The sequence below is a fragment of the Streptomyces sp. NBC_01352 genome, assembly GCF_036237295.1.
GTDB classification, from domain to species: domain Bacteria; phylum Actinomycetota; class Actinomycetes; order Streptomycetales; family Streptomycetaceae; genus Streptomyces; species Streptomyces plumbiresistens.
Map to the genome: position 1 here is coordinate 8,937,438 of NZ_CP108354.1, position 24,623 is coordinate 8,962,060.

General features: G+C 71.6%; 22 protein-coding genes, 2 pseudogenes and 1 riboswitch. Of the genes and pseudogenes, 18 read left to right on the plus strand and 6 right to left on the minus strand.

The genetic code is table 11. The annotated features are described in order from the left end of the window. The first annotated feature begins 37 nt into the window (after positions 1-37). The 3 genes from OG252_RS41055 to OG252_RS41065 all read left to right on the plus strand — a co-directional run bounded on the left by OG252_RS41055 (position 38) and on the right by OG252_RS41065 (position 4,028). Positions 38-1,234 carry an MFS transporter gene (locus OG252_RS41055; protein WP_329342539.1) on the plus strand — a complete coding sequence of 399 codons (1,197 nt, stop codon included), beginning with the start codon at positions 38-40 and terminating at the stop codon, positions 1,232-1,234. Positions 1,235-1,491: 257 nt separating this feature from the next. Continuing rightward, positions 1,492-2,280 carry a carbon-nitrogen hydrolase family protein gene (locus tag OG252_RS41060; protein WP_329342541.1) on the plus strand — a complete coding sequence of 263 codons (789 nt, stop codon included), beginning with the start codon at positions 1,492-1,494 and terminating at the stop codon, positions 2,278-2,280. 50 nt (positions 2,281-2,330) lie between these two features. Continuing rightward, positions 2,331-4,028, plus strand: coding sequence for a flavin monoamine oxidase family protein (locus tag OG252_RS41065; protein WP_329342543.1), 1,698 nt, complete (start codon positions 2,331-2,333; stop codon positions 4,026-4,028). Between the two features lie 54 nt (positions 4,029-4,082). Here the strand turns inward: OG252_RS41065 and OG252_RS41070 are convergent, their stop codons facing one another. Then, positions 4,083-4,793, minus strand: a complete 711-nt coding sequence (locus tag OG252_RS41070) for a DUF5995 family protein (RefSeq protein WP_329342545.1) — start codon at positions 4,791-4,793, stop codon at positions 4,083-4,085. Positions 4,794-4,976: 183 nt separating this feature from the next. Here OG252_RS41070 and OG252_RS41075 point away from each other — a divergent pair, with 183 nt between their 5' ends. After that, positions 4,977-6,104 carry a glycoside hydrolase family 6 protein gene (locus tag OG252_RS41075; protein ID WP_329345326.1) on the plus strand — a complete coding sequence of 376 codons (1,128 nt, stop codon included), beginning with the start codon at positions 4,977-4,979 and terminating at the stop codon, positions 6,102-6,104. Positions 6,105-6,120: 16 nt separating this feature from the next. Here the strand turns inward: OG252_RS41075 and OG252_RS41080 are convergent, their stop codons facing one another. Together OG252_RS41080 and OG252_RS41085 are read right to left on the minus strand one after the other, a co-directional pair. Continuing rightward, positions 6,121-7,008 carry an aminoglycoside phosphotransferase family protein gene (locus OG252_RS41080; protein ID WP_329342547.1) on the minus strand — a complete coding sequence of 296 codons (888 nt, stop codon included), beginning with the start codon at positions 7,006-7,008 and terminating at the stop codon, positions 6,121-6,123. A gap of 22 nt (positions 7,009-7,030) precedes the next feature. Beyond that, positions 7,031-8,242, minus strand: a complete 1,212-nt coding sequence (locus OG252_RS41085) for an MFS transporter (protein ID WP_329342548.1) — start codon at positions 8,240-8,242, stop codon at positions 7,031-7,033. 126 nt (positions 8,243-8,368) lie between these two features. On the opposite strand from OG252_RS41085, the pseudogene OG252_RS41090 reads away from it, so the two are divergent. Together OG252_RS41090 and OG252_RS41095 are read left to right on the plus strand one after the other, a co-directional pair. Further along, positions 8,369-9,260 (plus strand): annotated as a pseudogene (locus OG252_RS41090) (ROK family transcriptional regulator); the annotation flags it as partial. 743 nt (positions 9,261-10,003) lie between these two features. Beyond that, positions 10,004-10,294: pseudogene (locus tag OG252_RS41095) on the plus strand (ROK family transcriptional regulator); the annotation flags it as partial. 126 nt (positions 10,295-10,420) lie between these two features. On the opposite strand, the gene OG252_RS41100 reads toward OG252_RS41095, so the two are convergent. Continuing rightward, entirely contained in the window at positions 10,421-11,164 is a 744-nt protein-coding gene (locus tag OG252_RS41100) for an SDR family oxidoreductase (RefSeq protein WP_329342550.1), read from the minus strand. 319 nt (positions 11,165-11,483) lie between these two features. Continuing rightward, positions 11,484-11,614: riboswitch (FMN riboswitch) on the plus strand. Positions 11,615-11,759: 145 nt separating this feature from the next. Between OG252_RS41100 and OG252_RS41105 the strand changes: the two genes are divergently transcribed. From OG252_RS41105 to OG252_RS41145, 9 genes are all read left to right on the plus strand, one after another. Next, the gene (locus OG252_RS41105) at positions 11,760-12,362 is read left to right on the plus strand and encodes a riboflavin synthase (protein ID WP_329342552.1); all 603 of its coding nucleotides are present in this window, start codon (positions 11,760-11,762) and stop codon (positions 12,360-12,362) included. Continuing rightward, the gene (locus tag OG252_RS41110) at positions 12,359-13,009 is read left to right on the plus strand and encodes a nicotinamide mononucleotide transporter family protein (RefSeq protein WP_329342554.1); all 651 of its coding nucleotides are present in this window, start codon (positions 12,359-12,361) and stop codon (positions 13,007-13,009) included. The genes OG252_RS41105 and OG252_RS41110 overlap by 4 nt, the downstream gene beginning before the upstream one ends. Then, entirely contained in the window at positions 13,006-14,295 is a 1,290-nt protein-coding gene (locus OG252_RS41115; protein WP_266443149.1) for a bifunctional 3,4-dihydroxy-2-butanone-4-phosphate synthase/GTP cyclohydrolase II, read from the plus strand. Before OG252_RS41110 ends, OG252_RS41115 begins: the two co-directional genes overlap by 4 nt. A 21-nt stretch (positions 14,296-14,316) precedes the next feature. Beyond that, positions 14,317-14,802 (plus strand): 6,7-dimethyl-8-ribityllumazine synthase, encoded by a 486-nt coding sequence (gene ribH / locus OG252_RS41120; RefSeq protein ID WP_266443151.1) that lies wholly within the window; start codon positions 14,317-14,319, stop codon positions 14,800-14,802. A 34-nt stretch (positions 14,803-14,836) separates the two neighbouring features. Beyond that, positions 14,837-15,109 carry a phosphoribosyl-ATP diphosphatase gene (locus tag OG252_RS41125; RefSeq protein ID WP_030946750.1) on the plus strand — a complete coding sequence of 91 codons (273 nt, stop codon included), beginning with the start codon at positions 14,837-14,839 and terminating at the stop codon, positions 15,107-15,109. 53 nt (positions 15,110-15,162) lie between these two features. Further along, positions 15,163-16,011: an ATP phosphoribosyltransferase gene (gene hisG / locus OG252_RS41130; RefSeq protein WP_266443156.1), complete on the plus strand. Its 849-nt coding sequence runs from the start codon at positions 15,163-15,165 to the stop codon at positions 16,009-16,011. A gap of 14 nt (positions 16,012-16,025) precedes the next feature. After that, a complete protein-coding gene (locus tag OG252_RS41135) occupies positions 16,026-16,469 on the plus strand; it encodes a PH domain-containing protein (RefSeq protein ID WP_266443159.1) in 444 nt (147 codons plus the stop codon). Between the two features lie 157 nt (positions 16,470-16,626). After that, positions 16,627-17,952 carry a hemolysin family protein gene (locus OG252_RS41140; RefSeq protein ID WP_329342559.1) on the plus strand — a complete coding sequence of 442 codons (1,326 nt, stop codon included), beginning with the start codon at positions 16,627-16,629 and terminating at the stop codon, positions 17,950-17,952. Then, positions 17,952-19,037 (plus strand): hemolysin family protein, encoded by a 1,086-nt coding sequence (locus OG252_RS41145; RefSeq protein WP_266443164.1) that lies wholly within the window; start codon positions 17,952-17,954, stop codon positions 19,035-19,037. The genes OG252_RS41140 and OG252_RS41145 overlap by 1 nt, the downstream gene beginning before the upstream one ends. 26 nt (positions 19,038-19,063) lie before the next feature. On the opposite strand, the gene OG252_RS41150 is transcribed toward OG252_RS41145, so the two are convergent. After that, entirely contained in the window at positions 19,064-20,926 is a 1,863-nt protein-coding gene (locus tag OG252_RS41150) for an AAA family ATPase (protein ID WP_329342562.1), read from the minus strand. 434 nt (positions 20,927-21,360) lie between these two features. Beyond that, the gene (locus tag OG252_RS41155) at positions 21,361-22,041 is read right to left on the minus strand and encodes a uridine kinase family protein (RefSeq protein ID WP_406498864.1); all 681 of its coding nucleotides are present in this window, start codon (positions 22,039-22,041) and stop codon (positions 21,361-21,363) included. A 141-nt stretch (positions 22,042-22,182) separates the two neighbouring features. On the opposite strand from OG252_RS41155, the gene OG252_RS41160 reads away from it, so the two are divergent. The 3 genes from OG252_RS41160 to OG252_RS41170 all read left to right on the plus strand — a co-directional run bounded on the left by OG252_RS41160 (position 22,183) and on the right by OG252_RS41170 (position 24,564). Further along, positions 22,183-23,550 carry a peptidase C39 family protein gene (locus OG252_RS41160; protein WP_329342564.1) on the plus strand — a complete coding sequence of 456 codons (1,368 nt, stop codon included), beginning with the start codon at positions 22,183-22,185 and terminating at the stop codon, positions 23,548-23,550. A gap of 146 nt (positions 23,551-23,696) precedes the next feature. Beyond that, positions 23,697-23,837, plus strand: coding sequence for an SCO1431 family membrane protein (locus OG252_RS41165; RefSeq protein ID WP_307673419.1), 141 nt, complete (start codon positions 23,697-23,699; stop codon positions 23,835-23,837). Positions 23,838-23,901: 64 nt separating this feature from the next. Further along, entirely contained in the window at positions 23,902-24,564 is a 663-nt protein-coding gene (locus OG252_RS41170) for a TetR/AcrR family transcriptional regulator (protein ID WP_266443176.1), read from the plus strand. Positions 24,565-24,623 lie beyond the last annotated feature (59 nt).

The following is a 24,623-nucleotide window of genomic DNA, read 5'->3' on the forward strand; positions in this document are numbered from 1 at the left end:
ACCTCCGGCATCCGATCCGTCCCTGCGGGAAGGCCTCATGACACTCTCACCTGCGCGTGTGCCCGACACCACCGGTGTGCGACGGCTCACGGCCACGCTGTACGGCTACGCGTTCCTCGACGAGCTGGTCCTGCTCTACCCGGTGTACGCGCTGCTGTTCGCCGACACCGGTCTGTCCCTGTGGCAGATCTCCTCCCTCTTCGCCCTCTGGTCGATCACCGGCGTGCTCCTGGAGGTCCCCTCCGGCGCCTGGGCCGACGCCGTGTCCCGACGGACGCTGCTGTGGCTCGCCCCGCTGCTCACCGCCACCGGCTTCACCCTGTGGGTGACCATTCCGTCGTACGGCGCCTTCGCGCTCGGCTTCGTCCTGTGGGGCGCCGGGGGAGCGCTCGGCTCGGGAGCCCTGGAGGCGCTGGTCTACGACGAACTGGACCGGCTCGGCGCCGCCGACCGGTACGCGCGCGTCATGGGCCGGGCCCGGGCGGCGGGGCTGGTGGCGGTGATGGCCGCGATGGGTCTGGCCGGCCCGGTGTTCGCGCTGGGCGGCTACCCGGCGGTCGGCGCGGCGAGCGTGCTGGCGTGTCTGCTGGCGGCGGCGACGGCGACCCGGTTCCCGGAGCACCGGGTGCCACGGGTGAGTGAGGACGAGGGCTGGACGGCGTCCCTGCGGGCCGGACTGGCCGACGCCCGCAAGGACCGGTCCGTGCGCGGCGCCCTGCTGCTCGTGCCGGCCGTAGCCGCGGTGTGGGGCGCTCTGGACGAGTACACGCCCCTCCTGATCCGGGACACCGGCGTGGCGGACGCGACCGTGCCCCACCTCCTCCTGCTGGTCTGGTCGGTCGTCACGGCCGGCAGTCTGCTGGCCGGGGCGGCCGAACGCCTGGGCGCGACCGGGCTCGCCGTGCTGCTCGCGGGTGCCGCGCTCGCCCTCGCCGCGGGTGCCGTCCTGGGTACCCCGGCCGGGATCGCCCTCGTCGCCCTCGCCTTCGGCGGCTTCCAGGTGGCCGAGATCCTCGCCGACGTCCGGCTCCAGCACCGGATCGACAGCACCGGCCGGGCCACCCTGACCTCGGTCGCGAGCCTGGGCACGGAACTGGCCACGGTCACCGTGTTCGGCGTGTACGCGACGCTCGGCACGCAGGCTTCGCACGGCACCGTGTTCGCGATGCTCGCGGTGCCGTATCTGGTGACGGCGGCGGTGCTGGCGGCCAGGGGGCGGCCGGCCGTGACGTAGCCGTGTCGGCGGGCGGGTGCGGGTGGGGTGGTTCGGCACCGGCAGGCTTCTCGCCTCCGCCGCGGCGCCCGTACGGAGCGGCGCGCGGCGAGCGCAACGAATCGCCGCCGCCCGCCCGGCGCACGCAACGAATCGCTCACGCACGCGCAACAGCTCCTTCTTGTCCGCCCGAGGCCGCCGCCCGTACCGTCTACATGGCCCCCACAACCACCCTTTCGCCACCCTTCCGCCACTCTTCAGCCCGGTGAGGAACACGCATGCGCACCGCCCTGCTCCAGAGCTCCGGCCGCCCCGGCTCGAGCGTCGAGAACCTCAAGGTCCTCGACGAGGCCGCGGGCCGCGCCGCCGCCGCGGGGGCCGGGCTCCTGGTCGCGCCGGAGTTGTTCCTCACCGGGTACGCCATCGGCGACGACAGCGCCCGCCTCGCCGAGCCCGCCGACGGCGAGTCCGCGGACGCGATCGCCGAGACCGCCTGTCGGCACGGCCTCGCGATCGCCTACGGCTACCCCGAGCGGGCCGGGGACGCGGTGTACAACTCCGCCCAGCTGATCTCCGCCGAGGGCACCCGCCTCGCCGACTACCGCAAGACCCACCTCTTCGGCTGCTTCGAGCGCGACCACTTCACACCGGGCGACCAGGCGGTCGTACAGGCCGAGCTCGACGGGCTGCGGGTCGGCCTGATGATCTGCTACGACGTCGAGTTCCCGGAGAACGTCCGCGCCCACGCCCTCGCCGGCACCGACCTCCTCCTCGTGCCGACCGCGCAGATGCACCCGTTCCAGTTCGTCGCCGAGTCGGTCATCCCGGTGCGGGCCTTCGAGAACCAGATGTACGTGGCGTACGTCAACCGGGTCGGCCAGGAAGGGGAGTTCGACTTCGTCGGCCTCTCCACCCTCGCCGGGCCCGACGGGGTCGCCCGCACCCGCGCCGGACGCGGTGCGGAGCTGCTCCTCGCCGACGTCGACCCCGCGTTCCTCGCCGCGTCCCGCGAGGCGAACCCGTACCTGAAGGACCGGCGCCCCGGCCTCTACGGGTCCCTGGTCTGAAACCCCCTCAGCTTCCCCCGAGTTCTTTTCGTGCAAGGAGTCCGTACCCCATGACGTCCACCGTGCCCAACGCCGTCGAGCACGCAGACGAGCAGCAGCCGCCGATCACCATGTTCGGCCCGGACTTCCCCTACGCGTACGACGACTTCCTGGCCCACCCGGCGGGCCTCGGCCAGATACCGGCGACCGAGCACGGCACCGAGGTCGCGGTCATCGGTGGCGGCCTGTCCGGCATCGTGGCCGCGTACGAGCTGATGAAGATGGGCCTCAAGCCGGTCGTCTACGAGGCCGACCGGATCGGCGGCCGGCTGCGCACGGTGGGCTTCGACGGCTGCGACCCGTCCCTCACCGCCGAGATGGGCGCGATGCGCTTCCCGCCCTCCTCCACGGCCCTCCAGCACTACATCGACCTGGTGGGACTGGAGACCCGGCCCTTCCCCAACCCCCTCGCGGAGACGACCCCTTCCACCGTCGTCGACCTCAAGGGCGAGTCCCACTACGCCGAGACGGTCGACGACCTGCCCCAGGTCTACCGGGACGTCGCGGCCGCCTGGAACGCGTGCCTCGAAGAGGGCGCCGACTTCTCCGACATGAACCGGGCGATGCGCGAGCGGGACGTGCCGCGCATCCGCGAGATCTGGGCGAAGCTCGTCGAGAAGCTCGACAACCAGACCTTCTACGGCTTCCTCTGCGACTCCGAGGCCTTCAGGTCCTTCCGGCACCGCGAGATCTTCGGCCAGGTCGGCTTCGGGACGGGAGGCTGGGACACCGACTTCCCCAACTCCATCCTCGAAATCCTCCGGGTCGTCTACACCGAGGCCGACGACCACCACCGCGGCATCGTCGGCGGCTCCCAACAGCTGCCGCTGCGCCTGTGGGAGCGCGAGCCGGAGAAGATCGTCCACTGGCCGTACGGCACCTCGCTCGCGAGCCTGCACGAGGGCGGCGAACCCCGCCCGGCCGTGACCCGGCTGCACCGCACCGCGGGCAACCGGATCACCGTGACGGACGCGGACGGCGACATCCGCACCTTCCGGGCGGCGGTCTTCACCGCCCAGTCCTGGATGCTGCTGTCGAAGATCGCCTGCGACGACTCGCTCTTCCCGATCGACCACTGGACGGCGATCGAGCGGACGCACTACATGGAGTCGTCGAAGCTCTTCGTGCCCGTGGACCGGCCGTTCTGGCTGGACAAGGACGAGCAGACCGGCCGGGACGTCATGTCGATGACCCTCACCGACCGCATGACCCGCGGGACCTACCTCCTGGACGACGGTCCGGACAAGCCGGCCGTGATCTGTCTGTCGTACACCTGGTGCGACGACAGCCTGAAGTGGCTGCCGCTGTCCGCGGGCGAGCGGATGGAGGTCATGCTGAAGTCGCTCGGCGAGATCTATCCGAAGGTCGACATCAGGAAGCACATCATCGGCAACCCGGTGACGGTCTCCTGGGAGAACGAGCCCTACTTCATGGGCGCGTTCAAGGCCAACCTGCCCGGCCACTACCGCTACCAGCGGCGCCTGTTCACCCACTTCATGCAGGACCGGCTGCCCGAGGACAAGCGGGGCGTCTTCCTCGCCGGCGACGACATCTCCTGGACGGCCGGCTGGGCCGAGGGCGCCGTGCAGACCGCGCTGAACGCGGTGTGGGGCGTCATGCACCACTTCGGCGGGACGACCGACGCCACGAACCCCGGGCCGGGGGACGTGTACGACGAGATCGCACCCGTCGAACTCCCCGAGGACTAGATCACCGGCCGAGCAAGGATCTCGGCCGGGCAAGGATCACCGGTCGGGCAAGGATCACCGGTCGGGCAACGGCGTGAGCAGCATGCGTCCCGCCAGGCCCACCGCCGCGTCCAGGCGCTCGGTGAACTCCTCGGCGACGTCGGGCAGTCGGCGCAGCACCCACAGGGCCCGCGCCGCCGTCCACGTCGCCTCCCGGGCGCGCTCCAGGCTCCACGAGCCGAGCAGATGGGTGAGCGGGTCGGCGATCTGGAGGAGGTCGGGGCCCGGCATCAGCTCTTCGCGGATGCGCTCCTCCAGCGAGACGAGGAGATCGCCCACGCGGTCGAACTCGTCCTCCACGTCGACGGGTTCGCAGCCGAGCGTACGACAGGTGTCCACGACGGCCAGCGCCAGGTCGTGCCCGATGTGCGCGTTGATGCCCGCCAGCGCGAACTGCAACGGTCGTACGCTGGGATGGCGGCGCATCTGGAACAGGGGCCGCCAGCAGGCCGGCGGGCGCCGCCCGTCGGCCACCGTCTCGACGGCGTCCAGGTAGCGCTCCGCGAACCGCACGTCCAGCGTGATCGCGGCCCGCGCGTCCCCGAACTGCCCGCTGTCGATACGCCGGTCGACGGCCTCGGTGACGGCGAGGTAGACGCGGTTGAAGACCGCGAGGCCGTCGCGCGCCGGCAGGCTCGCGTCCAGCGCGCGCATCCGGTAGACGACCTCGTCGACGGGGGTGGTGACTCGCTCGGCGGGGGTGGTGACTTGTTCGCATTGCACCATGAGGGCAGAGTCGCACCTTTAGGCTGGCCCGGGTACCGGCGGGCCCGACGCTTCCCCAGAACGGGGGAACGCGCCCGTCGTGGGGGAGAGCAACAGGGGGGGAGCTGCACCGTGTCAGGCTCACGTGCGCATCGTCTGGCCGCGCGCCGGGCCGAGCGCAGGCGGACCGCGCGGCGTGGCGCCATGGTCGCGGCGGCCTCGGTGGTGGTCGCGATAGGCACCGCGTCCGGGATGCTGTCCGCCCTCGACGACCGGCAGGACTCCGACACCGCGAGGCCCGAGGTGACCAGTTCGCCGTATCTGGCGCCCCTGCCCGCCGTTCCGACGCCATCGTCCGCCTCGCCCGGCGCGAGTCCCTCGACCTCGCCGTCCCCGAAGAAGAAGGCGAGCCCCACGACGTCCCCGACGAAGACGGAGACGGCTGAGAAGCGGCAGGCGCCCGCCGCTTCCACCCGGCTCTACCGTCACCCCGAGTCCCAGGTGCTCGAGTGGGTGCGCGCCAACGACGGCGATCCGCGCCACGCGGTCATAGAGTCCCGGATAGCCGACCAGCCCGCGGCCGTCTGGTTCGCCGACTTCACGCCGTCGACCATCACCTCCCGGGTCCGCGCGGTCACCGCCGGCGGCAGCACCCAGGGCCGGGTGCCCGTCGTCGTGCCGTACGCCATCCCCGGCCGCGACTGCGGAGGCGCCTCGCAGGGCGGTGCGCCCGACCTCGACGCGTACGACGACTGGATCGACGCCTTCGCCGCCGGGCTGGGCTCCGGCGAGGTCATCGTGATCCTGGAGCCCGACTCGGTCGCCCAGGCCGACTGCCTCTCGACGGGCGAACGCGGCCGCCGCTTCGCCTCGCTGGCGCGCGCGGGCCGCGTCCTCAAGGCCGCCAACCCCAGGGCACGGGTCTACTACGACGCCGGCCACTCCGGCTGGCACGCCGCCGCGAAACAGGCGGGCTGGCTGCGGCAGGCCGGGGCCGCCTCGGCCGCCTCCTCCGACGGTGTCTTCAGCAACGTCTCCAACTTCCACCGCACGGACGACGAGATCGCCTACGACCGCCAGGTCCTCGACGCCCTGGGCGGCCCGGCCGGCCTCGGCGCCGTCATCGACACCAGCCGCAACGGCAACGGCGCCCCGGCCGACGGCGAGTGGTGCGACCCGTCCGGCCGCAAGCTCGGCCGGACGCCCACGCTGAGCACGGGGGAGGCGCGGATCGACGGCTATCTGTGGGTGAAGCTGCCGGGGGAGTCGGACGGCTGCAAGGGGGCACCGGGCACGTTCACGCCGTCGTACGCCTACGAGTTGGCGCGCTGACAGGACCCCGGGCGGGTCAGCCGGGCTCCGGCAGCCCGAGCACCCGTGCGCACCAGGGCAGCGCCGTCCTCAGCTGGCTCAGCTGGACGTCCCGGACCCGCGGCACCGCGGGGATCACCGGCAGGCCGGCCCGGCAGGCGAAGAACCCGGCGACCAGCGCGACGTGCTCGGGCGGGAGCGAGGCGACCGATTCCGGCGGCGGCCCTCCTTCGGCATGCAGGCTCGGCAGCCAGAAGGCGATGTCGTAGTGCGCGTCGCCGACGGCCGCGAGGTTCCAGTCGACCAGAAGCGCCCTGCCGTCCCGGAAGCAGAGGTTGTCGCTGCGCACGTCGAGGTGGAGCACCGCGTCGCCGTCCAGGCACGTGGCGTCGCCCGAGGCGTCCAGGAGTGCCGGGAGCGCCCGGTCGAGCCAGCCGGGCGAGCACAGGCCGAGGGCGAGGAAGGGGGCGGGGTCGCGGGCCACCTCCGCCCAGCCGCTCTGCGTGTGCACGGTCCCGGTGACCTTGCCAAGGCCCGGGAAGGGGCGGCACGCGGCGAGCTCCGCGAGCGCGTCGAGGACGGCACCGACCTGGTGGGAGGACCAAGGCGGCGGCCAGTGGCAGGACGACAGGTCCTCCAGGACGAGCAGCGGATGCTCTCCGTCGGCCCAGCCGAGCAGCCGGGGCATGAAGGAGCCGCCGAGTTCCGCGTAGGCGCGGTGTTCGTCCCGCAACCAGCCGGCCGTCTGCGTGTCGGCCGCCCGCTTCACGAACGCCGAACGCCTGTCGTCCAGGCGCACCAGCAGGCGGTGGACGTTGGAGTAGCCGCGCTCGGTGAGCCGGTGGGCGTGCACCGGCCGGGCGCCGAGCAGCCCGTGCAGGCGGCGCGCGTCGTCGTTCGAGAGGTGGGGCAGGGTGGGATTCACACGCGGTCCTGGAGCGACGGTTTCAGGGTCGGGGGTCGGGAACCGCCGCGGCCCGCCGATCGACCTTCGGCCGGTCGCGGTCGCCCGCGCGCAGGACGCCCGCGAACGCCACGAGCCCGCACGCCAGCACCGTCACCAGGCCGAACGACACGGTCAGGCTGGTCGCCTCGGCGATACCGCCGATCGCGCTCGGCGCGATCAGACCCGACGTGTACGTGATCGTAGCGACCCCGGCGATGGCCAGGCTGGGGTTCGATCCGCTGCGGCCCGCCGCGGCGAAGCACAGCGGTACGACGACGGCGATGCCGAGACCCATCAGCGCGAACCCGCCCATCGCCGCGGCCGGATGGTCCGCGACGACGATGAGGAGTCCGCCGAGCACCGCGAGGACTCCGCCGACGCGTACCGTGCGCACGGAGCCGTACCGGTCCACCACCTTGTCGCCCACGATCCGGGCGAGCGCCATGGTGAGAGTGAAGCCCGTGGTGCACGCGGCCGCCAGCCCCGCCGAGGCCTCCAGCCGGTCGCGCAGATACACCGCCGACCAGTCCAGGCTCGCGCCCTCCGCGAACACCGCGCAGAACCCCACCGCGCCGATGAGCAGCGCCGACCGGGGCGGCAGCGCGAACCGGGGCGGCGGCGCCTCGTCCTCGGCGGGCTGAAGGTCCAGCACCCACGAGCAGGAGGCGACACCGACCACGGTCAGGACCCCGGCCGCCAGCGCGTGGTGCAGCCGGGCGTCCGCACCGAGATGCGCGGCGAGGGTGCCGGCCGCCGACCCGATCAGGGCGCCCGCGCTCCACAGGCCGTGCAGGCCGGACATGATCGAGCGGCCCATGCGGTTCTCGACCTCGACGCCGAGCGCGTTCATCGCCACGTCCGCCATGCCGGCCGTCGCGCCGTAGACGAACAGGGCCAGGCAGAGGGTGGGGAGGTTCGGGGCCAGGGACGGCAGGACGAGCGAGAGGGTCCACAGGGCGATCAGCCCGCGCAGGGCGTTCCGGGCGCCGAAGCGGTGGCTGATACTGCCCGCGAGCGGCATGGCCAGGGACGCGCCGAGCGCGGGGAAGGCCAGGGCGAGGCCGAGTTGCCCCGCACTCACCGACGCATGGTCCTGGATCCACGGCACCCGGGTGGCGAACGAGCCGGTCACGGCTCCGTGCACGGCGAAGACGGCGGCCACGGCGTACCGGGCCCGCCTCACCTCGTGTCGGTCCTGGACCACTTCGCTCATTCTCCGACTCCTCCCAGGATTTCGGTGCCCTACGGCGCCGCCGTAAACTATCAGGAACCCTGCCTGATAGATAACGAGATAATCGGCCCCCGCTGTACGGTCCGCCCGATCTGGAAGGATCCCGGCATGCCCGCATCCCCGAGCACCGCCCGGGCCATCAACGACAGGCTCGCCCTGCGTCTGCTCCAGCAGCAGGGTCCGTTGACGGCAGGGCAGTTGAAGCAGCTCACCGGCCTGTCCCGGCCCACCGTCGCCGACCTGGTCGAACGCCTCACCGCCGCCGGCCTGATCGGGGTCGTCGGGGAGTCGGGCGAGCAGCGGCGCGGGCCGAACGCGAAGCTGTACGGGATCGTCGCCGACCGCGCCCATCTGGCCGCCCTGGACATCCGTACCGAGGGCGTCGCCGTCCTCGTCTCCGACCTCCTCGGCCAGGTGCTCGCCGAGGCGTCCATGCCGATCGGCGACGACACCGGCACCGGCTCCGCGGTCGAGCAGGCGGTCACCCTCGTCGAGCGGGTGGCGAAGGAGGCCGGCGCCGACCGGCTGCACACTCTCGGCATCGGCGCCCCCGGCCTGATCGACCCGGCGAGCGGCGACCTCCGCGACTCCTCTGGCCTGCCCGAATGGCACCGGCAACTGGTGGCGGCGCTCCAGGAACGGTTCCCCCAGGCCCGCGTCAGCGTCGAGAACGAGACCAACCTCGCCGCCCTCGCGGAACAGCGCGACGGCGCCGCCCGCGACCGGGACACCTTCGTGCTCCTCTGGCTCGGCATGGGCATCGGCGCGGCGGTCGTCCTCGACGGGACCCTGCGCCGGGGAGCCTCCGGCGGCGCGGGCGAGATCGGCTTCCTGCCGGTACCGGGCACCACGGGCCTGCCCTCGGCGACCGACTGCGACGGAGGCTTCCACTCCCTCGCGGGTGCGGGCGCCATCGCCGACCTGGCGGCCCAACACGGTCTCACCGCGCCACCCACGGCCCACGAGCCGCGGGCGGCGGCGCTTGTGCGGGCGGCGGTGGAGGCGGTGGAGGGCCGGGCGGCCATGGTGGACGGGGCGGCGGTGGAGGGTCGGGCGGTGTTGTTGGAGGGGGCGGCGGCAGCAGCGGAGACGGCGGTGGCCGTGGAGAGGGTGGGGGAGGGCCGGGCGGCCGTGATGGGCAAGGCGGTGGCAGGCCCGGTGGCCGCGGTGGACCGCGCACATAGGGGAGCCCTCGCGAAGGGCGACCCGCGGGCGGGAGATGGTCGTGTTGCGTCGCATCAGGGTTCGGCTTCTGACGCCGACCGCAGCCTGGCCGCGTCGGCCGACGGTGGTCGTGCCGTGCCGTACACAGGACCTGAGGTTGGCGGCTTCCTGGAGGTGCGGGCGGGGGATGGTCCTGCTGGGTCGCGTCCGGGCCCGGCTTCTGACGCCGACCGCAGCCCGGCCGCGTCGGCCGACGGTGGTCGTGCCGTGCCGTACACAGGACCTGACGTGGGCGGCTTCCTGGAGGTGCGGGCGGGGGATGGTCCTGCTGGGTCGCGTCCGGGCCCGGCTTCTGACGTCGGCCGCTCCCGGAACGCGCTCGCCGGCGATATCCGTGCCGTACCGCATACGGGCCCGGCTCCTGACGCTGTCCGCTCCCCGGAAGCGCTCGCCGAGGGCGGCGGTGCCGGGCCGCCCACCGATCCCGAGGTTGGCGCCGCGTCGCATGCAGGCCCGGCTTCTGGCGCCGACCGCAGCCCGGCCGCTACCGCCGAGGGTGTCCGCGCCGCGCCGCCCCCCAGCCCCGCCCCCGACCGCTTCCTCGACGCTCTCGCCGACCGTGTCGCCCTCGGCGCCGCCGCTGTCATCGCCGTACTGGACCCTGGCTGTGTGGTGCTGGCCGGTGAGATCGGTCGCGCGGGTGGCGACACCCTGGCACTGCGGGTCCAGGACCGTCTCGCCCGGCTGTCGCCCCTGCCCACGGAGGTGCGGCCCAGCGCCCTGGGCGGCGGCGCGGTGCTGCGCGGGGCGCTGCTCACGGCGCGGGAGCAGGCGCAGGACGAGCTGTTCGCGCCCCGGAGGACGAGCTGAGCCAGGACCTCTAGACCGCCGCCGCGCTCGCGCGTCGGTACCCCCATCGCCTGGGCTCATCGGTGTCGTCCCCGGCGTCGACGAGGCGCGCCGCCGTGTCCCTCCGCCTGAGCCGCCGGACAGCCCTCATCCCCGCCGCTTGGCAGCCAGGTAGTCCTCGAACGTCCCCTTGCCCACGGCCCGTTCCGGCGTCAGATGTCCGCCCGCCCGGAACCCCCGGTACGCCTTGCCCGCGAGCGGCACGTTCATGACCGCCCGCTTCCGTCCTGTCGCCCTCAGATAGGCGCGGGCCAGCGACTCGAGCGACCGCACCTCGGGTCCGCCCATGTCCTCGACCCGCCCCGCGGGCGCGCCCGCCGCCAACTCGGCCAGCCGTTCCGCGACTTCGGCCACCTCGATCGGCTGGTCCCGGACACCCGCGGGCAACGGCACGACCGGCCCCTTGGCCAGCACCTGGAACACCTGCACGAGCAGATCGTGGAACTGGGTCGTCCGCAGCACGGTCCACCCGAGCCCCGACTCCTCGACCTGCTTCTCCACGGCGAGCTTGGTCCGGTAGTAGCCGAGCGGCACCCGGTCCACCCCGACGATCGAGATGTAGGCGAGGTGGCCCACACCCGCCCGCCGCGCCGCCGCGATCAGATGCGCTGCCGCCTGCTCGTCACCGCCGCGCGGTGTGCTCGCGCAGTGCACGATCGTGTCCACGCCCGCGACTGCGGCGTCCAGTCCGGCGCCGCCCTCCCGCAGATCGACGGCGTACGGCTGCGTGTGCCGGCTGAGTACCCGCACCTCGTGCCCGCCCGCGCGCAGCCGCTCGGTGACGAGACGGCCGAGCGTTCCGCTGCCGCCGGTCACCAGGGTCGTGGTCATGGTGTTCAGCCCCTTCGCACACCGGACGTCCTCGGATGGAGCGTGGAGCGCCCCTTCCCAGTAAAGAGGCCCGGCGGCGGGCAAGGGCCGTCGTCACCGCCGCCGGGCCCGTCTGTGCGGGTGTCCACGCAAGGCGACCCTAAAAAGGACTAGACCATTGCGTCAAGGGTCGCGGACCAGGTCAAGCCGCCGACTGCGTGCGGGAATTGGGCCGCCATGGCCCGCCCGAGAAGTCCATCGGCAGATCCTGTGAGCCACCCCACACCGTTCGCCCGTATGGACGTCGATCAGGCGTGGCACACTGGCTCTGTACCAGAAGCAGCGCACTCCGGGGTCGGTGAAAGTCCGAACCGGCGGTTACAGTCCGCGACCCGGTCGCTTCCAGCGGCCGGTTGACCAGGTGAAATTCCTGGACCGACGGTTAAAGTCCGGATGGGAGGCAGTGCGCGGCGGGCGGGCATTCGTGCGCGCCGCCGAACCGGTTCGTCCATGGGGCGAGCCCTGTCCGGCGTCGCCCCCAGTGTTCCCGCTCGTACATTCTGTCGTCATCGACAGCCCCGGAGTCCGTGCCCGAAGAGGCAGGAGGACCCGGGAAGTGTTCACCGGAATCGTCGAAGAGCTGGGTGAGGTCACCGCCGTCGAGAACCTCGGCGACGCCTCCCGCTTCCGGCTGCGCGGCCCCGTCGTCACCGAGGGTGCGAAGCACGGCGACTCCATCGCCGTCAACGGCGTCTGTCTGACCGTCGTCGAGCACGAGGGCGACTGGTTCACGGCCGATGTGATGGCCGAGACCCTGAACCGCTCCAGCCTCGGCGCCCTCGCCGTCGGCTCCCGCGTCAACCTCGAGCGCCCCATGGCCCTCGGCGCCCGCCTCGGCGGCCACATCGTGCAGGGCCACGTCGACGGCACCGGCACGGTGCTGGAGCGCAAGCCGTCCGAGAACTGGGAGATCGTGAAGATCTCGCTCCCGGCGGACCTCACGCGCTATGTCGTCGAGAAGGGCTCCATCACGGTCGACGGCATCAGCCTGACCGTCGTAGACGCGGGCCCCGACTACTTCACCGTCAGCCTCATCCCCACCACCCTCGACCTGACCACGCTGGGCCGCAAGCAGCCCGGCGACCCGGTCAACCTCGAGGTCGACGTCATCGCCAAGTACGTCGAGCGGCTGATGGGCAGTCAGGGGGCCGGTCGGTGAACTGGCTGAACTCCGAGGCGTTCGTCCTCTTCGACCAGCACATCCTGTGGTCGGACATGGTCGGCAACATCCTCGGCCTGGTCGCCCTCGCCCTCGGCTGGCGCCGGTCCATCTGGAGCTGGCCCGTCCAGTTCCTGTCCGGGCTCGTCCTCTTCGGGGCCTTCTTCGGCCACCTGACGGGCAGCGCGGGCAAGCAGGCCGTCGTCATGGTCGTCGCCGGGTACGGCTGGTGGCAGTGGAACCGCCTTAAGGGCCGGGCCGCAGACGGTGGCGACGGTCAGATCACCCCGCGGTTCGCCAGCTGGCGCGAGCGCGGGGCGATGATCGGCGCCGCCGCAGTCGGCACCGTGGCGGTGGCCCTCCTCTTCAAGGCCTACCCCACCCTGTCCTGGGACCCCTGGCCGGACGCCTACATCTTCGTCGGCACCGTCGTCGCCATGTACGCCCAGGCGCGTGGCATGGTCGAGTTCTGGTTCGCCTGGCTGCTGGTCGACATGGTCGGCGTCCCGCTGAACTTCGCCAACGGCTACGCCTTCTCCGGCTTCGTCTACGTCATCTACGGCGCGCTCGTCCTGTGGGGCATGCGCGACTGGTGGCTGCGCTCCCGCAAGGGCCCGCAGCCCGCCCTGGAAGGAGCGCCGGCATGAGCGCGGCACCGATCCTGTACAGCACCGACGGTTTCGAGGACTTCGCGCTCGACCCGATCGAGCAGGCCATCGCGGACATCGCGGCCGGCCGCCCGATCGTCGTCGTGGACGACGAGGACCGGGAGAACGAGGGCGACCTCGTGGTCGCCGCCGAGAAGGCGACCCCCGAGATCGTCGCCTTCATGATGAGCGAGTGCCGCGGCCTGATCTGCGCCCCCATGGAGGGCGACGAGCTGGAGCGGCTGCGGCTCCCGCAGATGGTCGACGACAACACCGAGTCGATGAAAACCGCGTTCACAGTCTCCGTCGACGCCTCCGCCGCTCACGGTGTGAGCACCGGCATCTCGGCGTCCGACCGGGCCACCACACTTCAGCTGCTCGCGAGCGGTACGGCGGAGCCCACGGACCTCGTCCGCCCCGGCCACGTCTTCCCGCTCCGCGCCAAGCCCGGCGGGGTCCTGGTCCGCAACGGCCACACCGAGGCGGCCGTCGACCTCGCCCGCCTCGCGGGCCTGCGCCCGGCCGGCGCGATCGTCGAGATCGCCGGCGAGGACGGCCGCATGCTGCGCCTGCCCGAACTGATCCCGTTCGCCCGCAAGCACGGCCTGACGATCATCTCCATCGAGGACCTGATCGCCTACCGCCGCAGCTCCGAACCCACCGTCCGCCGCGAGGCCGAGACCCGCCTGCCCACCGTCCACGGCACCTTCACGGCGTACGGCTACCGCTCCACCGTGGACGGCGTCGAGCACGTCGCCCTGGTGCACGGAGACATCGGCGACGGCGAGGACGTCCTGGTCCGCGTCCACTCCGAGTGCCTCACCGGCGACGTCTTCGGCTCCGCACGCTGCGACTGCGGCCCCCAGCTCGACGCCTCCCTGGAGCGCATCCAGAGCGAGGGCAGGGGAGTGGTGGTCTACCTGCGCGGCCACGAAGGACGCGGCATCGGCCTGCTGTCCAAGCTGCGCGCGTACGAGCTCCAGGAGCAGGGCCACGACACCCTCGACGCCAACCTGGAGCTCGGCCTGCCCGCCGACGCCCGGGACTACGGCGCCGGCGCGCAGATCCTTCAGGACCTCGGCGTCCACAGCGTGCGTCTGATGACCAACAACCCCGACAAGACCGACGCGCTCGTCCGCCACGGCCTCAAGGTCAACGGCCGCGAGCCGATGCCCGTACAGGCGGGCGAGCACAACCTCCGCTACCTGCGCACCAAGCGGGACCGGATGGGTCACGACCTGCCCTGGCTGGACACGACCCCCGTGTCCACGTGCGGCAACCAGTAAGACAGAACACCAAGGAGCGACGTGAGCGGCAAGGGTGCACCGGAACTGTCCGTACGCGATGTCGGAGACCTGCGGGTCGCCGTCATCGCGGCACAGTGGCACGAGAAGGTGATGGACGGTCTGGTGGACGGCGCGCTGCGCGCCCTGCACGACCTGGGGATCGATGAGCCGACCCTGCTGAGGGTCCCCGGCAGCTGGGAGCTCCCGGTCGTCGCCAAGGTCCTCGCGGGCCGCGGCTACGACGCGATCGTCGCCCTCGGTGTCGTCATCCGCGGCGGCACCCCCCACTTCGAGTACGTGTGCCAGGGCGTCACCCAGGGCCTCACCCAGGTCTCCGTGGAAACCGGCGTCCCCGTCGGCTTCGGCGTCCTCACCTGCGACACCGAGGAGCAGGCCCTGGACCGGGCCGGCATCGAGGGCTCCAACGAGGACAAGGGCCACGAGGCGGTGACGGCGGCGGTGGCCACGGCGGCCACCCTCCGCTCAGTATCCGAACCGTGGCGTTAGGGCGGGCGGCACTACGCGTAAAGTGGGCGCCACCATGTCCAATAAGACGTTCGAGGAGCTCTTCACCGAGCTCCAGCACAAGGCCGCACACGGCGACCCCGCCACTTCCCGCACCGCAGAACTGGTCGGCAAGGGCGTCCATGCCATCGGCAAGAAGGTCGTCGAGGAGGCCGCCGAAGTCTGGATGGCCGCCGAGTACGAGGGCAAGGAGGCGGCTGCCGAGGAGATCTCGCAGCTGCTGTACCACGTCCAGGTGATGATGGTCGCCCGCGGGATCTCCCTGGACGACGTCTACGCCCACCTCTGAGCCGCGCCACCCACCCGCACATCACAATCGCACGAACGAAGGAAGCCGACCTCATGCTGCGCATCGCCGTCCCCAACAAGGGTTCCCTGTCAGGACCTGCGGCGGAGATGCTGCATGAGGCCGGCTACCAGCAGCGCCGCGAGTCCAAGGAACTGCGGATCGTCGACCCGGAGAACGAGGTGGAGTTCTTCTACCTCCGCCCCCGCGACATCGCGATCTACGTCTCCTCCGGCAAGCTCGACATCGGCATCACCGGCCGCGACCTGCTGATCGACTCGGGCGCCAGCGCGGAGACCATCCTCCCGCTCGGCTTCGCCCGCTCCACCTTCCGCTTCGCCGGCAAGCCCGGCACGGCGGCCGGCATCGCGGACCTCGCCGGCAAGACGGTGGCCACCTCGTACGAGGGCATCGTCGCCAAGCACCTCGCCGACAACGGCATCGACGCCTCGGTCGTCCACCTCGACGGCGCCGTCGAGACCGCGATCGAACTGGGCGTCGCCGAAGTCATCGCGGACGTCGTGGAGACCGGCACCTCGCTGCGCAACGCGGGCCTCGAAGTCTTCGGCGACCCGATCATGAAGTCGGAGGCCGTCGTCATCCGCCGCGTCGGAGCCGAGGCCGACGAGCCCAAGGTCCAGCAGTTCCTGCGCCGCCTCCAGGGCGTCCTGGTGGCCCGGACGTACGTGATGATGGACTACGACTGCCGCGTCGAGCAGCTCGAGAAGGCCGTCGCGCTGACGCCGGGCCTCGAGTCCCCGACCGTCTCCCCGCTGCACAACGAGGGCTGGGTCGCCGTCCGTGCGATGGTCCCTTCCAAGGAAGCCCAGCGGATCATGGACGACCTGTACGACATCGGCGCACGGGCCATCCTGACGACGGCCATCCACGCCTGCCGTCTCTGAGGGGCACCGTCAGAATGTCCGAACTGCCCGCTCTTCCCGTCACGTTCCGGCCAGGTCGCACCCGTGCCGTACTGCTGACCGCCGGCGTCGCGATCCTCGTGGTCATCACGACGGTCGCCATGCTGCTGGAACAGCTCAGCCCCGGCGAGCGCCTCAGCTTCGTCTTCACCGGGGCGCTCCTGTTCGGGGTGCTGCTCATGCTGTCGCGGCCGAAGGTCGTCGCCGACGAGACCGGTGTCACCGTCGTCAATATCGCCAGTAAGCGCCACCTGGCCTGGGCCGAGATCATCCAGGTGAACCTGCGCCCCGGCGACCCGTGGGTCTTCCTCAACCTCAGCGACGGCACCAGCCTGCCCGCGCTCGGCATCCAGCCGGGCATCGCCAAGCAGCACGCCATCGCCGACGCACGCGCCCTGCGGGCACTCGTCGAAGACCGTTCGACTGGGGATCTGCCGTAACTGGCCATGTCTTGATTAATCTGTTGGCGGAGGCGTTCTCGTTGCGCCTCCGCCCTGTGTTGTTCCTGCTACCCGAGGAGTGACTCCCTCCAGCGATGGACGGATCGTCCTGTAGTACCTGCGCCGCCCCCTCCCGACATATCGAGGCGGCGGCATCATGACCACCCCCTTGCTGCTCCTCGGAGCGGCATTCCTGCTGATTCTCGCCAACGGATTCTTCGTGGCGGCCGAGTTCGGCCTGGTCACGGTCGAGGCGACGGACGCCGAGAAGGCCGCCGCCGAGGGCGACCGACGAGCCCGTACGGTCGTCGAGTCCCTCAAGGAGCTGTCCTTCCAGCTCTCCGGCACGCAGCTCGGCATCACCATCACCTCCCTCGTCGTCGGCATGCTCGCCGAACCGGCGCTCGCCGAGCTGCTGGACGGCCCCATCACCGCGACCGGCATCCCCGAGGGAGCGGTCTCCGGTGTCGCCGTGGTCATCGGCATGCTGCTGGCCTCGGCCGTGCAGATGGTGATCGGCGAGCTGGTGCCCAAGAACTGGGCGGTGTCCAAGCCGATGCAGGTCGCGCGCTTCGTCGCCGGCCCCCAGCACGCCTTCGCCCGCCTCTTCCACCCGGTGATCGCCGCTCTGAACGCGGTTGCCAACCGCCTCGTCCGTGCGCTGGGCATCGAGCCCACCGAGGAGCTGGCCTCCGCCCGCACCCCCGGCGAACTCGTCTCCCTGGCCCGGCACTCCGCGCGGGCCGGCGCCCTGGAGCAGGACACCGCGGACCTCTTCGTACGGACGCTGTCGCTGGCCGAGCTGACCGCGCAGCACGTCATGACGCCGCGCGTGAAGGTCAGCGCCCTGCAGTCGTCGGCCACCGCCGAGGACGTGGTCAACCTGACCCGCGCCACCGGCCTGTCCCGTTTCCCCGTCTACCGCGAGAAGATCGACGAGATCGTCGGCATGGTGCACCTCAAGGACGCCCTGGCCATCCCCGCCCACAGCCGGCTGCGCACCCCGGTGGTGCACATCGCCCGTCCGGCGCTGCTCGTACCCGAGACCCTGCCGGTACGGCCTCTGCTCGCACAGTTGCGCAACGAACAGCCGATAGCCGTCGTCGTCGACGAGTACGGCGGCACGGCAGGCGTCGTCACGCTGGAGGACATCGTCGAGGAGATCGTCGGCGAGGTCCGCGACGAGCACGACGGTCAGGACGTGCCGGAACTCGCCGCCGCCGCGCCGGAGGACGGCAGGCCCGCCTGGGAGGCCGACGGCAGCTGCCGCGTCGACATCCTCCGGCGCATCGGCCTGGACGTGCCCGAGGGGCCGTACGAGACCGTCGCCGGTCTGGTGGCCGACCTCCTCGGCCGGATCCCGGCCGTCGGTGACCGGGCCGAACTGCCCGGCTGGCGGCTGTCGGTGCGCCAGGTGGGGCACTACCGCGCCGAGCGCGTCCGCCTGGTGCGGACGGCCCCCGTCGTGGTGGAGGCGGCCTGATGAGCGTGCTCCAACTCCTGTTCGCCGCGCTGCTCGTGCTCCTCAACGGCTTCTTCGTCGGCGCCGAGTTCGCCCTCGTCTCCGTGCGCCGCAGCCAGATCGAACCGCTCGGCACGGCCCGGGCCCGGCAGGTCCTGTACGGCCTGGAGCGGCTGCCGCAGATGATGGCGGCCGCCCAGTTCGGCATCACCGTCTGCTCGCTGACCCTGGGCGCGGTCGCCGAACCGACGGTCGCGGGCCTGCTGGAGCCGGTCTTCGAGTGGATCCACCTGCCGCACGGCATGATCCACCCGCTCGGCTATGTCATCGCGCTGGCGGCGGTCGTCTTCTTCCACCTCGTCATCGGCGAGATGCTGCCGAAGAACCTCGCGATGGCGGCCCCGGAGAAGGTCGCGCTGTGGCTCAGTCCCGGCCTGGTCGCCTTCGCCCGTCTCTGCAAGCCGATCACCGCGGGCCTCGGCGCCTGCGCCGGGGGCATCCTGCGGCTCTTCGGCGTCGAGCCCAAGGACGAGGTGGAGGCCGTCTTCACCAGCGAACAGCTCAACCGCCTCGTGGAGGACTCCGGCCAGGCCGGTCTGCTCGACCCCGAGGAGCAGGAACGCCTGGAGGACGCCCTGGAGCTGGGTTCCCGCCCGGTCACGGACGTGCTTCTGAGGCGTGAGTCGCTGGTGACGGTCAGCCCCTCGGTCACCCCGGGGCAGATCGTCGAACTCACCGGCCACACCGGCTACTCCCGCTTCCCGGTGGCGGCGGAGAACGGCGCCTTCATGGGCTACCTGCACGTCAAGGACGTACTCGACCTGGAGGACTCCCAGCGGGCGGTACCGCAGCAGGTCTGGCGCCCGATGACGACGCTCCGGTCCGAGCTGCCCCTCGACGACGCGCTCACGGTGATGCGCCGGGCCGCGACACACCTCGCCCAGGTCGCGGACGCGTCCGGCAAGGTGCTGGGGCTCGTCGCCCTGGAGGACGTACTGGAGCTGCTGGTCGGCGAGGTACGCGATCCGGCCCACCGCGAGGTGCCGGAGGTACGGGTCGCGGAGCCGAGGGTGAGCGGGGAGCCGGAGGAGGCGCTGGCGAGCTGACGCCGGACGCGGGACCGCGGGGTCCGTCACATCGTCGACGGATCCTGCGGCCCCCGCCCCGACAGCACCTCTCCGTACGCCTGCATCAGGTCCGGCAACCGAAGCGTCGACAGGTCGTCCCGCGTCAGCACCCCCGGATACGTCGACAACCGCAGGTCCCGGTACGCGCAGCTCTTCTCGTACAGCGTCCGCAGGAACCGCCCGTTCCCCAGCTCGTCGATCCACCCCTGGTCGACCACGTGCCCGGCGATGGACCGCAGCTCGTCCAGCGCCTCCTCGTCCCACACGTCACCGTTCTCCGTGGCCAGCACCTCGCCGATCGAGGTCAGTTCGAGCGGCCGGTAGGACGGAAAGTCGACGCGGGTCGTGAAGCGGGACGACAGCCCGGGATTGGCGGCCAGCAGACGGTCCATGCCCTCCGGATAGCCGGCCAGGATCACCACGAGGTGGTCACGGTTGTCCTCGGCGCGCTTCAGCAGCACCTGGAGCGCCTCGTCGCCGTACGCGTCGCCTTTTCCGTAACCGGAGTTGGAGAGCGAGTACGCCTCGTCGACGAACAGCACACCGCCGAGCGCGGAGTCGATCAGCTCGTTGGCCTTCACGGCGGTCTGGCCGAGGTACTCGCCGACCAGGTCGGCCCGCTGGGCCTCCACGAGATGGTCGCCGCCGAGGAGCCCGAGGGCGTAGAAGACCCGGCCGAGGATGCGGGCCACGGTGGTCTTGCCGGTGCCGGAGGGGCCGGAGAACACGAAGTGCCGTTTCGGCGGCTGAACGGGCAGCCCCTGCCCGGCGCGCAGGCGGGCCATGTTCAACTGTGCGGACAACGCCTTCACCTGGCGTTTCACCGGTTCCAGGCCGACCATGCGCTCGAGCTCGGCGAGCGCCTCCTCGAGTAATGCGGGATCCGTGGGCCCGGCGGGCAGCGAGGGCGAGGGCACGGACTTCTCGCGGACCGCGGGGTCGGTCGCCGACGGCAGCGGTCCGGAGGACGGCAGCTCGGGCTCCGTGAGTTTCAGGTCGCGCCCTTCGCCGCCGAAGAGCGGGTCGAGTCCGTCCGGGCCGTCCAGCACGTCCTGCCCCGCCCCGGTGAGCGTGATGGCGGCGAGGTCGGTGGACTCGTCGTACCCGTCGCCCTCGGCGATCGCCGCGAGCCGGGCCGAGGTGTCCATGAAGGCGGGGTCGACGCGGTGCACGGCCCGGTACAGGGGCAGCGCGGCGGCGCTGCGGCCGGTGCCCTCGTGGGCCCGCGCCAGCCAGTAGCGCAGCTCCTTGCGCTGGGGCTGTTCGCTGCGGCAGCGCATCAGGGCCGACGACAGCAGCGGTTCGGCCTGCCCGTACATCTCCAGGCGGACCCGGGCCATACCGCCGAACAGGCCCGCCTCGATGCCCAGCATGGGGTCGTTGATCAGCGGGTCGGTGTGCCGGACCAGCTGTTCCCAGTCCTTGACGAGATAGGCGCGGCAGGCGTGCAGGAAGCGGACCTGGTGGTCGGCGTCCACCGGCGGCAGGCCCGCCAGCGCCCGGTCGAGTTCCGGGACGTGCCGGCCGTCCAGCCAGTGCGAGGCGTGCGCGAGGAGCAGGTCGCGCGGGCTCTCCAGCACCGGTTGCACCCACCAGCCCAGCCAGTACCAGGAGTTGATGGTGCGGCGGTGCCGCGCGCGCTGTTCGCCGAAGCGGTCCCGGTGCCGGAACATCCTGAGCAGCGCTGTCGTCGTGTCCACGCGCAGCGCGTGCAGTCCCAGCCAGCCGTCGGCCATCCCGGGATCGATCCGCACCGCGGTGCGGAACTCCTCCTCCGCCTGCGGATAGGCGCCCATCGTGTAGGCGTCCACACCTCGTAGCCAGGCGAGGTCGGCCGGGGCCTCGGGGCCCTGCGTGCCGAAGTCCATCACGTCCCCCACAAACCGTGCCCCCGTTTGGTTGGCCGGCGGGCCGGTGCCCGTCGACCGCCTTGGTCCAACCGCTGTGCCGCGGACCGGAGTTGCAACGGTGCGCAGAGCAGCCGTCCGTAGGTCGCACCGAGGGCATCGTACCTGCGGTGGTGTCGCCCGCCGTAGGGTGCCGCACAGGCCGTTTGACGAGGTGGGAGCACGGGGGCGCACTCGCGCGTGGTGACCGAGGGTGAGCGAATCATGCCCCGGGGCGTCCGGAAAACGCGAAGAGGACAGAACGAAGCCCCCGATCACGGGGGAACAACCGGGGGCTTCGCGTCTGAGGGGCGGCTTCGATGTGCCGCACATTCAGAACGTAAGACCTGTACGGCCCGTCGGTCAAGCCGAGTTGAAGCACTCCGGGAAGTTCTCCCGCACGGCTCTTCACAAGTTCAGCACACTGCGGATGGTCCGTCACCCTGTGTGATGTTCTGGTTCGGTCCAATGCTTCCGGCAGGCCCCGACAGCACCTCATATCCCTCTGCGCACTGCCGTACCAGCAGATCGGCGAAGGGCCGGGAGGGGTCCTCGGCGAAGTGCCGTTGTTCCGCCCGGACCCAGCCGTCCCAGAACTCCCGCTGCTCCTCCCCGTCCCGCGCCCGCCCACGCGCCCACGCCTCCTCGCGCGGCAGCTCCATCCACAGGAGGTGCGCCAGATGCGGGCGCAGCGCCCGGCGGCCCGCGCCCACGCCCTCCAACAGAACCACCGGGGCAGAGGGGAGCGGGCGGGGCGGTCCGAAGCGGCGGGTGTGCCAGTCGTACGGTGTGTACCGCGCCGTCTCGCCGCGGCCGAGCGGTTCGATCACCCGGGTCAGCAGCCGCTCGGTCCAGCCGAACAACTCCTCATGGCTGGCGATGTCGTCGAGACGCAGCACCGGCGCGCCGTCCAGCTCCCGGGCCAACTGCCTGGCGAACGTGGATTTCCCGGAGCCGGCGTGTCCGTCGACGCCGATCAGGCGGACCGGTCCGCAGGACGGGGGGAGTCGGCGGAGCCGGGAGGCGAGGTCGCGGATGGCCGTTCCTCGGGGAGCAGGGGCGATGGGGCTTTTCTCCGTGCAGTCTAAGTCGGCCAGGTCACGCCAGTGGAGGAGACCAATATTGCCGGGCGTGGCATGGCCCGAAGTGCTGGCAGGAGCATGCCGCCTGCTCCATAGTTGGCGCACAACCGTGCATTGGACCTGCCCCGACTCGGACACCTGGGAGCCATTCCGCCCATGAGCAGAGCCGAACAGCCGTCCCGCAGAACCGTTCTGGCCGCCGCGGTCGCCGCCGCCGTGGCCGGCAGCGCGGGCCCGGCGTCCGCCGACACCACGAGCAGTACCGTGACCGACACGAGCGACCTTGCCACGGCCCGCCCGGTCGACAACCGCTTCTGGACCACGTACGCCCACTGGCGCGGCGGCACCGCCAAGGGCACCCGGGCCGTCGCGGGCGTCCGCCCGGGTGTCGTGATCGGCACCCCCGCGGGCACCGCCGACTACACCGACCCGCACACCGGCAGGACGGCCGCCTGGGAGTACGCGACCTGGACGTCCCCCGTCCACGAGCTCGCCGTCCCCGCCACGGAGGCGATCGCCTCCTGGAACGCCCACACCCCGGCCGGCACCTGGCTCCAGGTCGAGCTCAAGGGCACGTACTCCGACGGTACGGACACCCCTTGGTACGTGATGGGCCGCTGGGCGGCCGGCGACCAGGACATCAGGCGGACCTCGGTCGACGACCAGAGCGACGACAAGAGCAGCGTCTGGACGGACACCTTCGCGATCGACGACCCGGCCACGGGCCTGCGCCTGGTGTCGTACCGCCTAAGGCTCACCCTCTACCGCAAGCCCGGCGCGAAGACCACGCCCACGGTCTGGCGGCTCGGCGCGATGGGCTCCGACGTCCCCGACCGCTTCACCGTCCCGGCCTCCGCCCCGGGTCTCGCCCAGGAACTGACCGTCCCGCGCTACTCGCAGGAGACCCACATCGGTCAGTACCCCGAGTACGACAACGGCGGCGAGGCCTGGTGCAGCCCCACCTCCTCGCAGATGATCATCGAGTACTGGGGCGGCCGGCTCAGCTCCGACCAGCTGGCCTGGGTGGACCCGTCGTTCGCCGACCCGCAGGTCTGCCACGCGGCCCGGTACACCTACGACTACCAGTACGCGGGCTGCGGCAACTGGCCGTTCAACGCCGCCTACGCGGCCACCTTCAAGGGCCTCCAGGGCGTGGTCACCCGGCTCGGCTCGCTCACCGACCTGGAGACGCTGATCGCCGCCGGCATCCCGGCCATAACGTCCCAGTCCTTCCTCAAGGAGGAGCTCACGGGGGCGGGTTACGGCACCTCCGGCCACCTGATGACCGTGATCGGCTTCACGGCCACCGGTGACGTGATCGCCAACGACCCGAACTCGCCGACCAACGAGGCCGTGCGGCGCGTCTACAAGCGGCGCGAGTGGGAGAACATCTGGCTCAGGACCAAGCGGTACAACGCCAGCGGCAAGGTCGTCTCCGGTACCGGTGGCGTCTGCTACCTGTACTTCCCGGCCCAGCCGAGCCCGCGCCAGCGCAAGGCGCTCGCGGCGGTCGGCGTGCGCTGAGCCGACGTACGAACGGCCCCCGGCTCGAAGCGAAGCCGGGGCCGTTCTGTGTGACCAAGCTCTCTGCCGCAAAAGCCGCCCCGAGTGGCAAGGTGGACAGTCCGGTGGGGGGAGTCCACCCGTACGTCCGACCTCAGCGAGAAGCCATGACCGCACACTCAGCCGCCGCCGCCCGCGCCCGTACCGGCGGCCCCCGCGAAGACGGCCCGAAGATCGTCGAACACGTCATGGGCTGGACCCTCGTCGTGGTGATCGCGATGCTCGTCACCCAGCTCGGCCTGCTGTGACCTGACGCATACCCGACCTGACATACTGCGGGTGTCCCGCCGCCCGTTGAGACCAGGGTCGAAATTGAATATCAGTCAACAGAGCGACGCGGCCCGTCCCCGGGCGCGCGGCACCGAGCGTTCGGTGGCACGTCGCGCCGAACTCATCGCCATCGGGCGGAAGTTGTTCGCCGACACGTCGTACGACGCGCTCTCCATGGACGACATCGCCCGGCAGGCCCATGTCGCCAAGGGACTGATCTACTACTACTTCCAGTCCAAGCGCGGCTACTACCTGGCGATCATCCAGGACTCCGTCGCCGACCTGGTCACCTACGCGGCGAGCGGCCTCGAACTGGAGCCGGTGGGCCGGGTCCACCGCACCATCGACAGCTACCTGCGCTACGCCGAGCACAACCAGGCCGCCTACCGCACGATCGTCAGCGGCGGCGTCGGCTTCGACGCCGAGGTGCACGCCATCCGGGACGGGGTGCGCGAGGCGATCGTCGCCACCATCGCCGAAGGGGCGTACGGCCGCAGCGACATCGCGCAGGTGCCGCGGATGGGCCTGCTCGCCTGGGTGTGCAGCGTCGAGGGCGCCGCCCTCGACTGGATCGACCGCCCCAAGCTGTCCCGCGAGACGATGCGCGAACTCCTGGTGAAGACGCTCGGCGGCTCGATGCGGGCCATCGAGGAGATGGACCCCGCCTATCCGGCCCCGGCGCCGGCCCGCCGCGACGACGGCTGAAGAAACCCGACGGACGACACCCGACGGACGACACCCGACGGACGGCACCCGCGGACGGC

Coding starts and splice junctions, on each gene's coding strand:
- OG252_RS41055 (WP_329342539.1), top strand. CDS start 38: ATGACACTCTCACCTGCGCGTGTGCCCGACACCACCGGTGTGCGACGG.
- OG252_RS41060 (WP_329342541.1), top strand. CDS start 1,492: ATGCGCACCGCCCTGCTCCAGAGCTCCGGCCGCCCCGGCTCGAGCGTC.
- OG252_RS41065 (WP_329342543.1), top strand. CDS start 2,331: ATGACGTCCACCGTGCCCAACGCCGTCGAGCACGCAGACGAGCAGCAG.
- OG252_RS41070 (WP_329342545.1), bottom strand. CDS start 4,793: ATGGTGCAATGCGAACAAGTCACCACCCCCGCCGAGCGAGTCACCACC.
- OG252_RS41075 (WP_329345326.1), top strand. CDS start 4,977: ATGGTCGCGGCGGCCTCGGTGGTGGTCGCGATAGGCACCGCGTCCGGG.
- OG252_RS41085 (WP_329342548.1), bottom strand. CDS start 8,242: ATGAGCGAAGTGGTCCAGGACCGACACGAGGTGAGGCGGGCCCGGTAC.
- OG252_RS41100 (WP_329342550.1), bottom strand. CDS start 11,164: ATGACCACGACCCTGGTGACCGGCGGCAGCGGAACGCTCGGCCGTCTC.
- OG252_RS41115 (WP_266443149.1), top strand. CDS start 13,006: ATGAGCGCGGCACCGATCCTGTACAGCACCGACGGTTTCGAGGACTTC.
- OG252_RS41125 (WP_030946750.1), top strand. CDS start 14,837: ATGTCCAATAAGACGTTCGAGGAGCTCTTCACCGAGCTCCAGCACAAG.
- hisG (WP_266443156.1), top strand. CDS start 15,163: ATGCTGCGCATCGCCGTCCCCAACAAGGGTTCCCTGTCAGGACCTGCG.
- OG252_RS41135 (WP_266443159.1), top strand. CDS start 16,026: ATGTCCGAACTGCCCGCTCTTCCCGTCACGTTCCGGCCAGGTCGCACC.
- OG252_RS41140 (WP_329342559.1), top strand. CDS start 16,627: ATGACCACCCCCTTGCTGCTCCTCGGAGCGGCATTCCTGCTGATTCTC.
- OG252_RS41145 (WP_266443164.1), top strand. CDS start 17,952: ATGAGCGTGCTCCAACTCCTGTTCGCCGCGCTGCTCGTGCTCCTCAAC.
- OG252_RS41150 (WP_329342562.1), bottom strand. CDS start 20,926: ATGGACTTCGGCACGCAGGGCCCCGAGGCCCCGGCCGACCTCGCCTGG.
- OG252_RS41160 (WP_329342564.1), top strand. CDS start 22,183: ATGAGCAGAGCCGAACAGCCGTCCCGCAGAACCGTTCTGGCCGCCGCG.
- OG252_RS41165 (WP_307673419.1), top strand. CDS start 23,697: ATGACCGCACACTCAGCCGCCGCCGCCCGCGCCCGTACCGGCGGCCCC.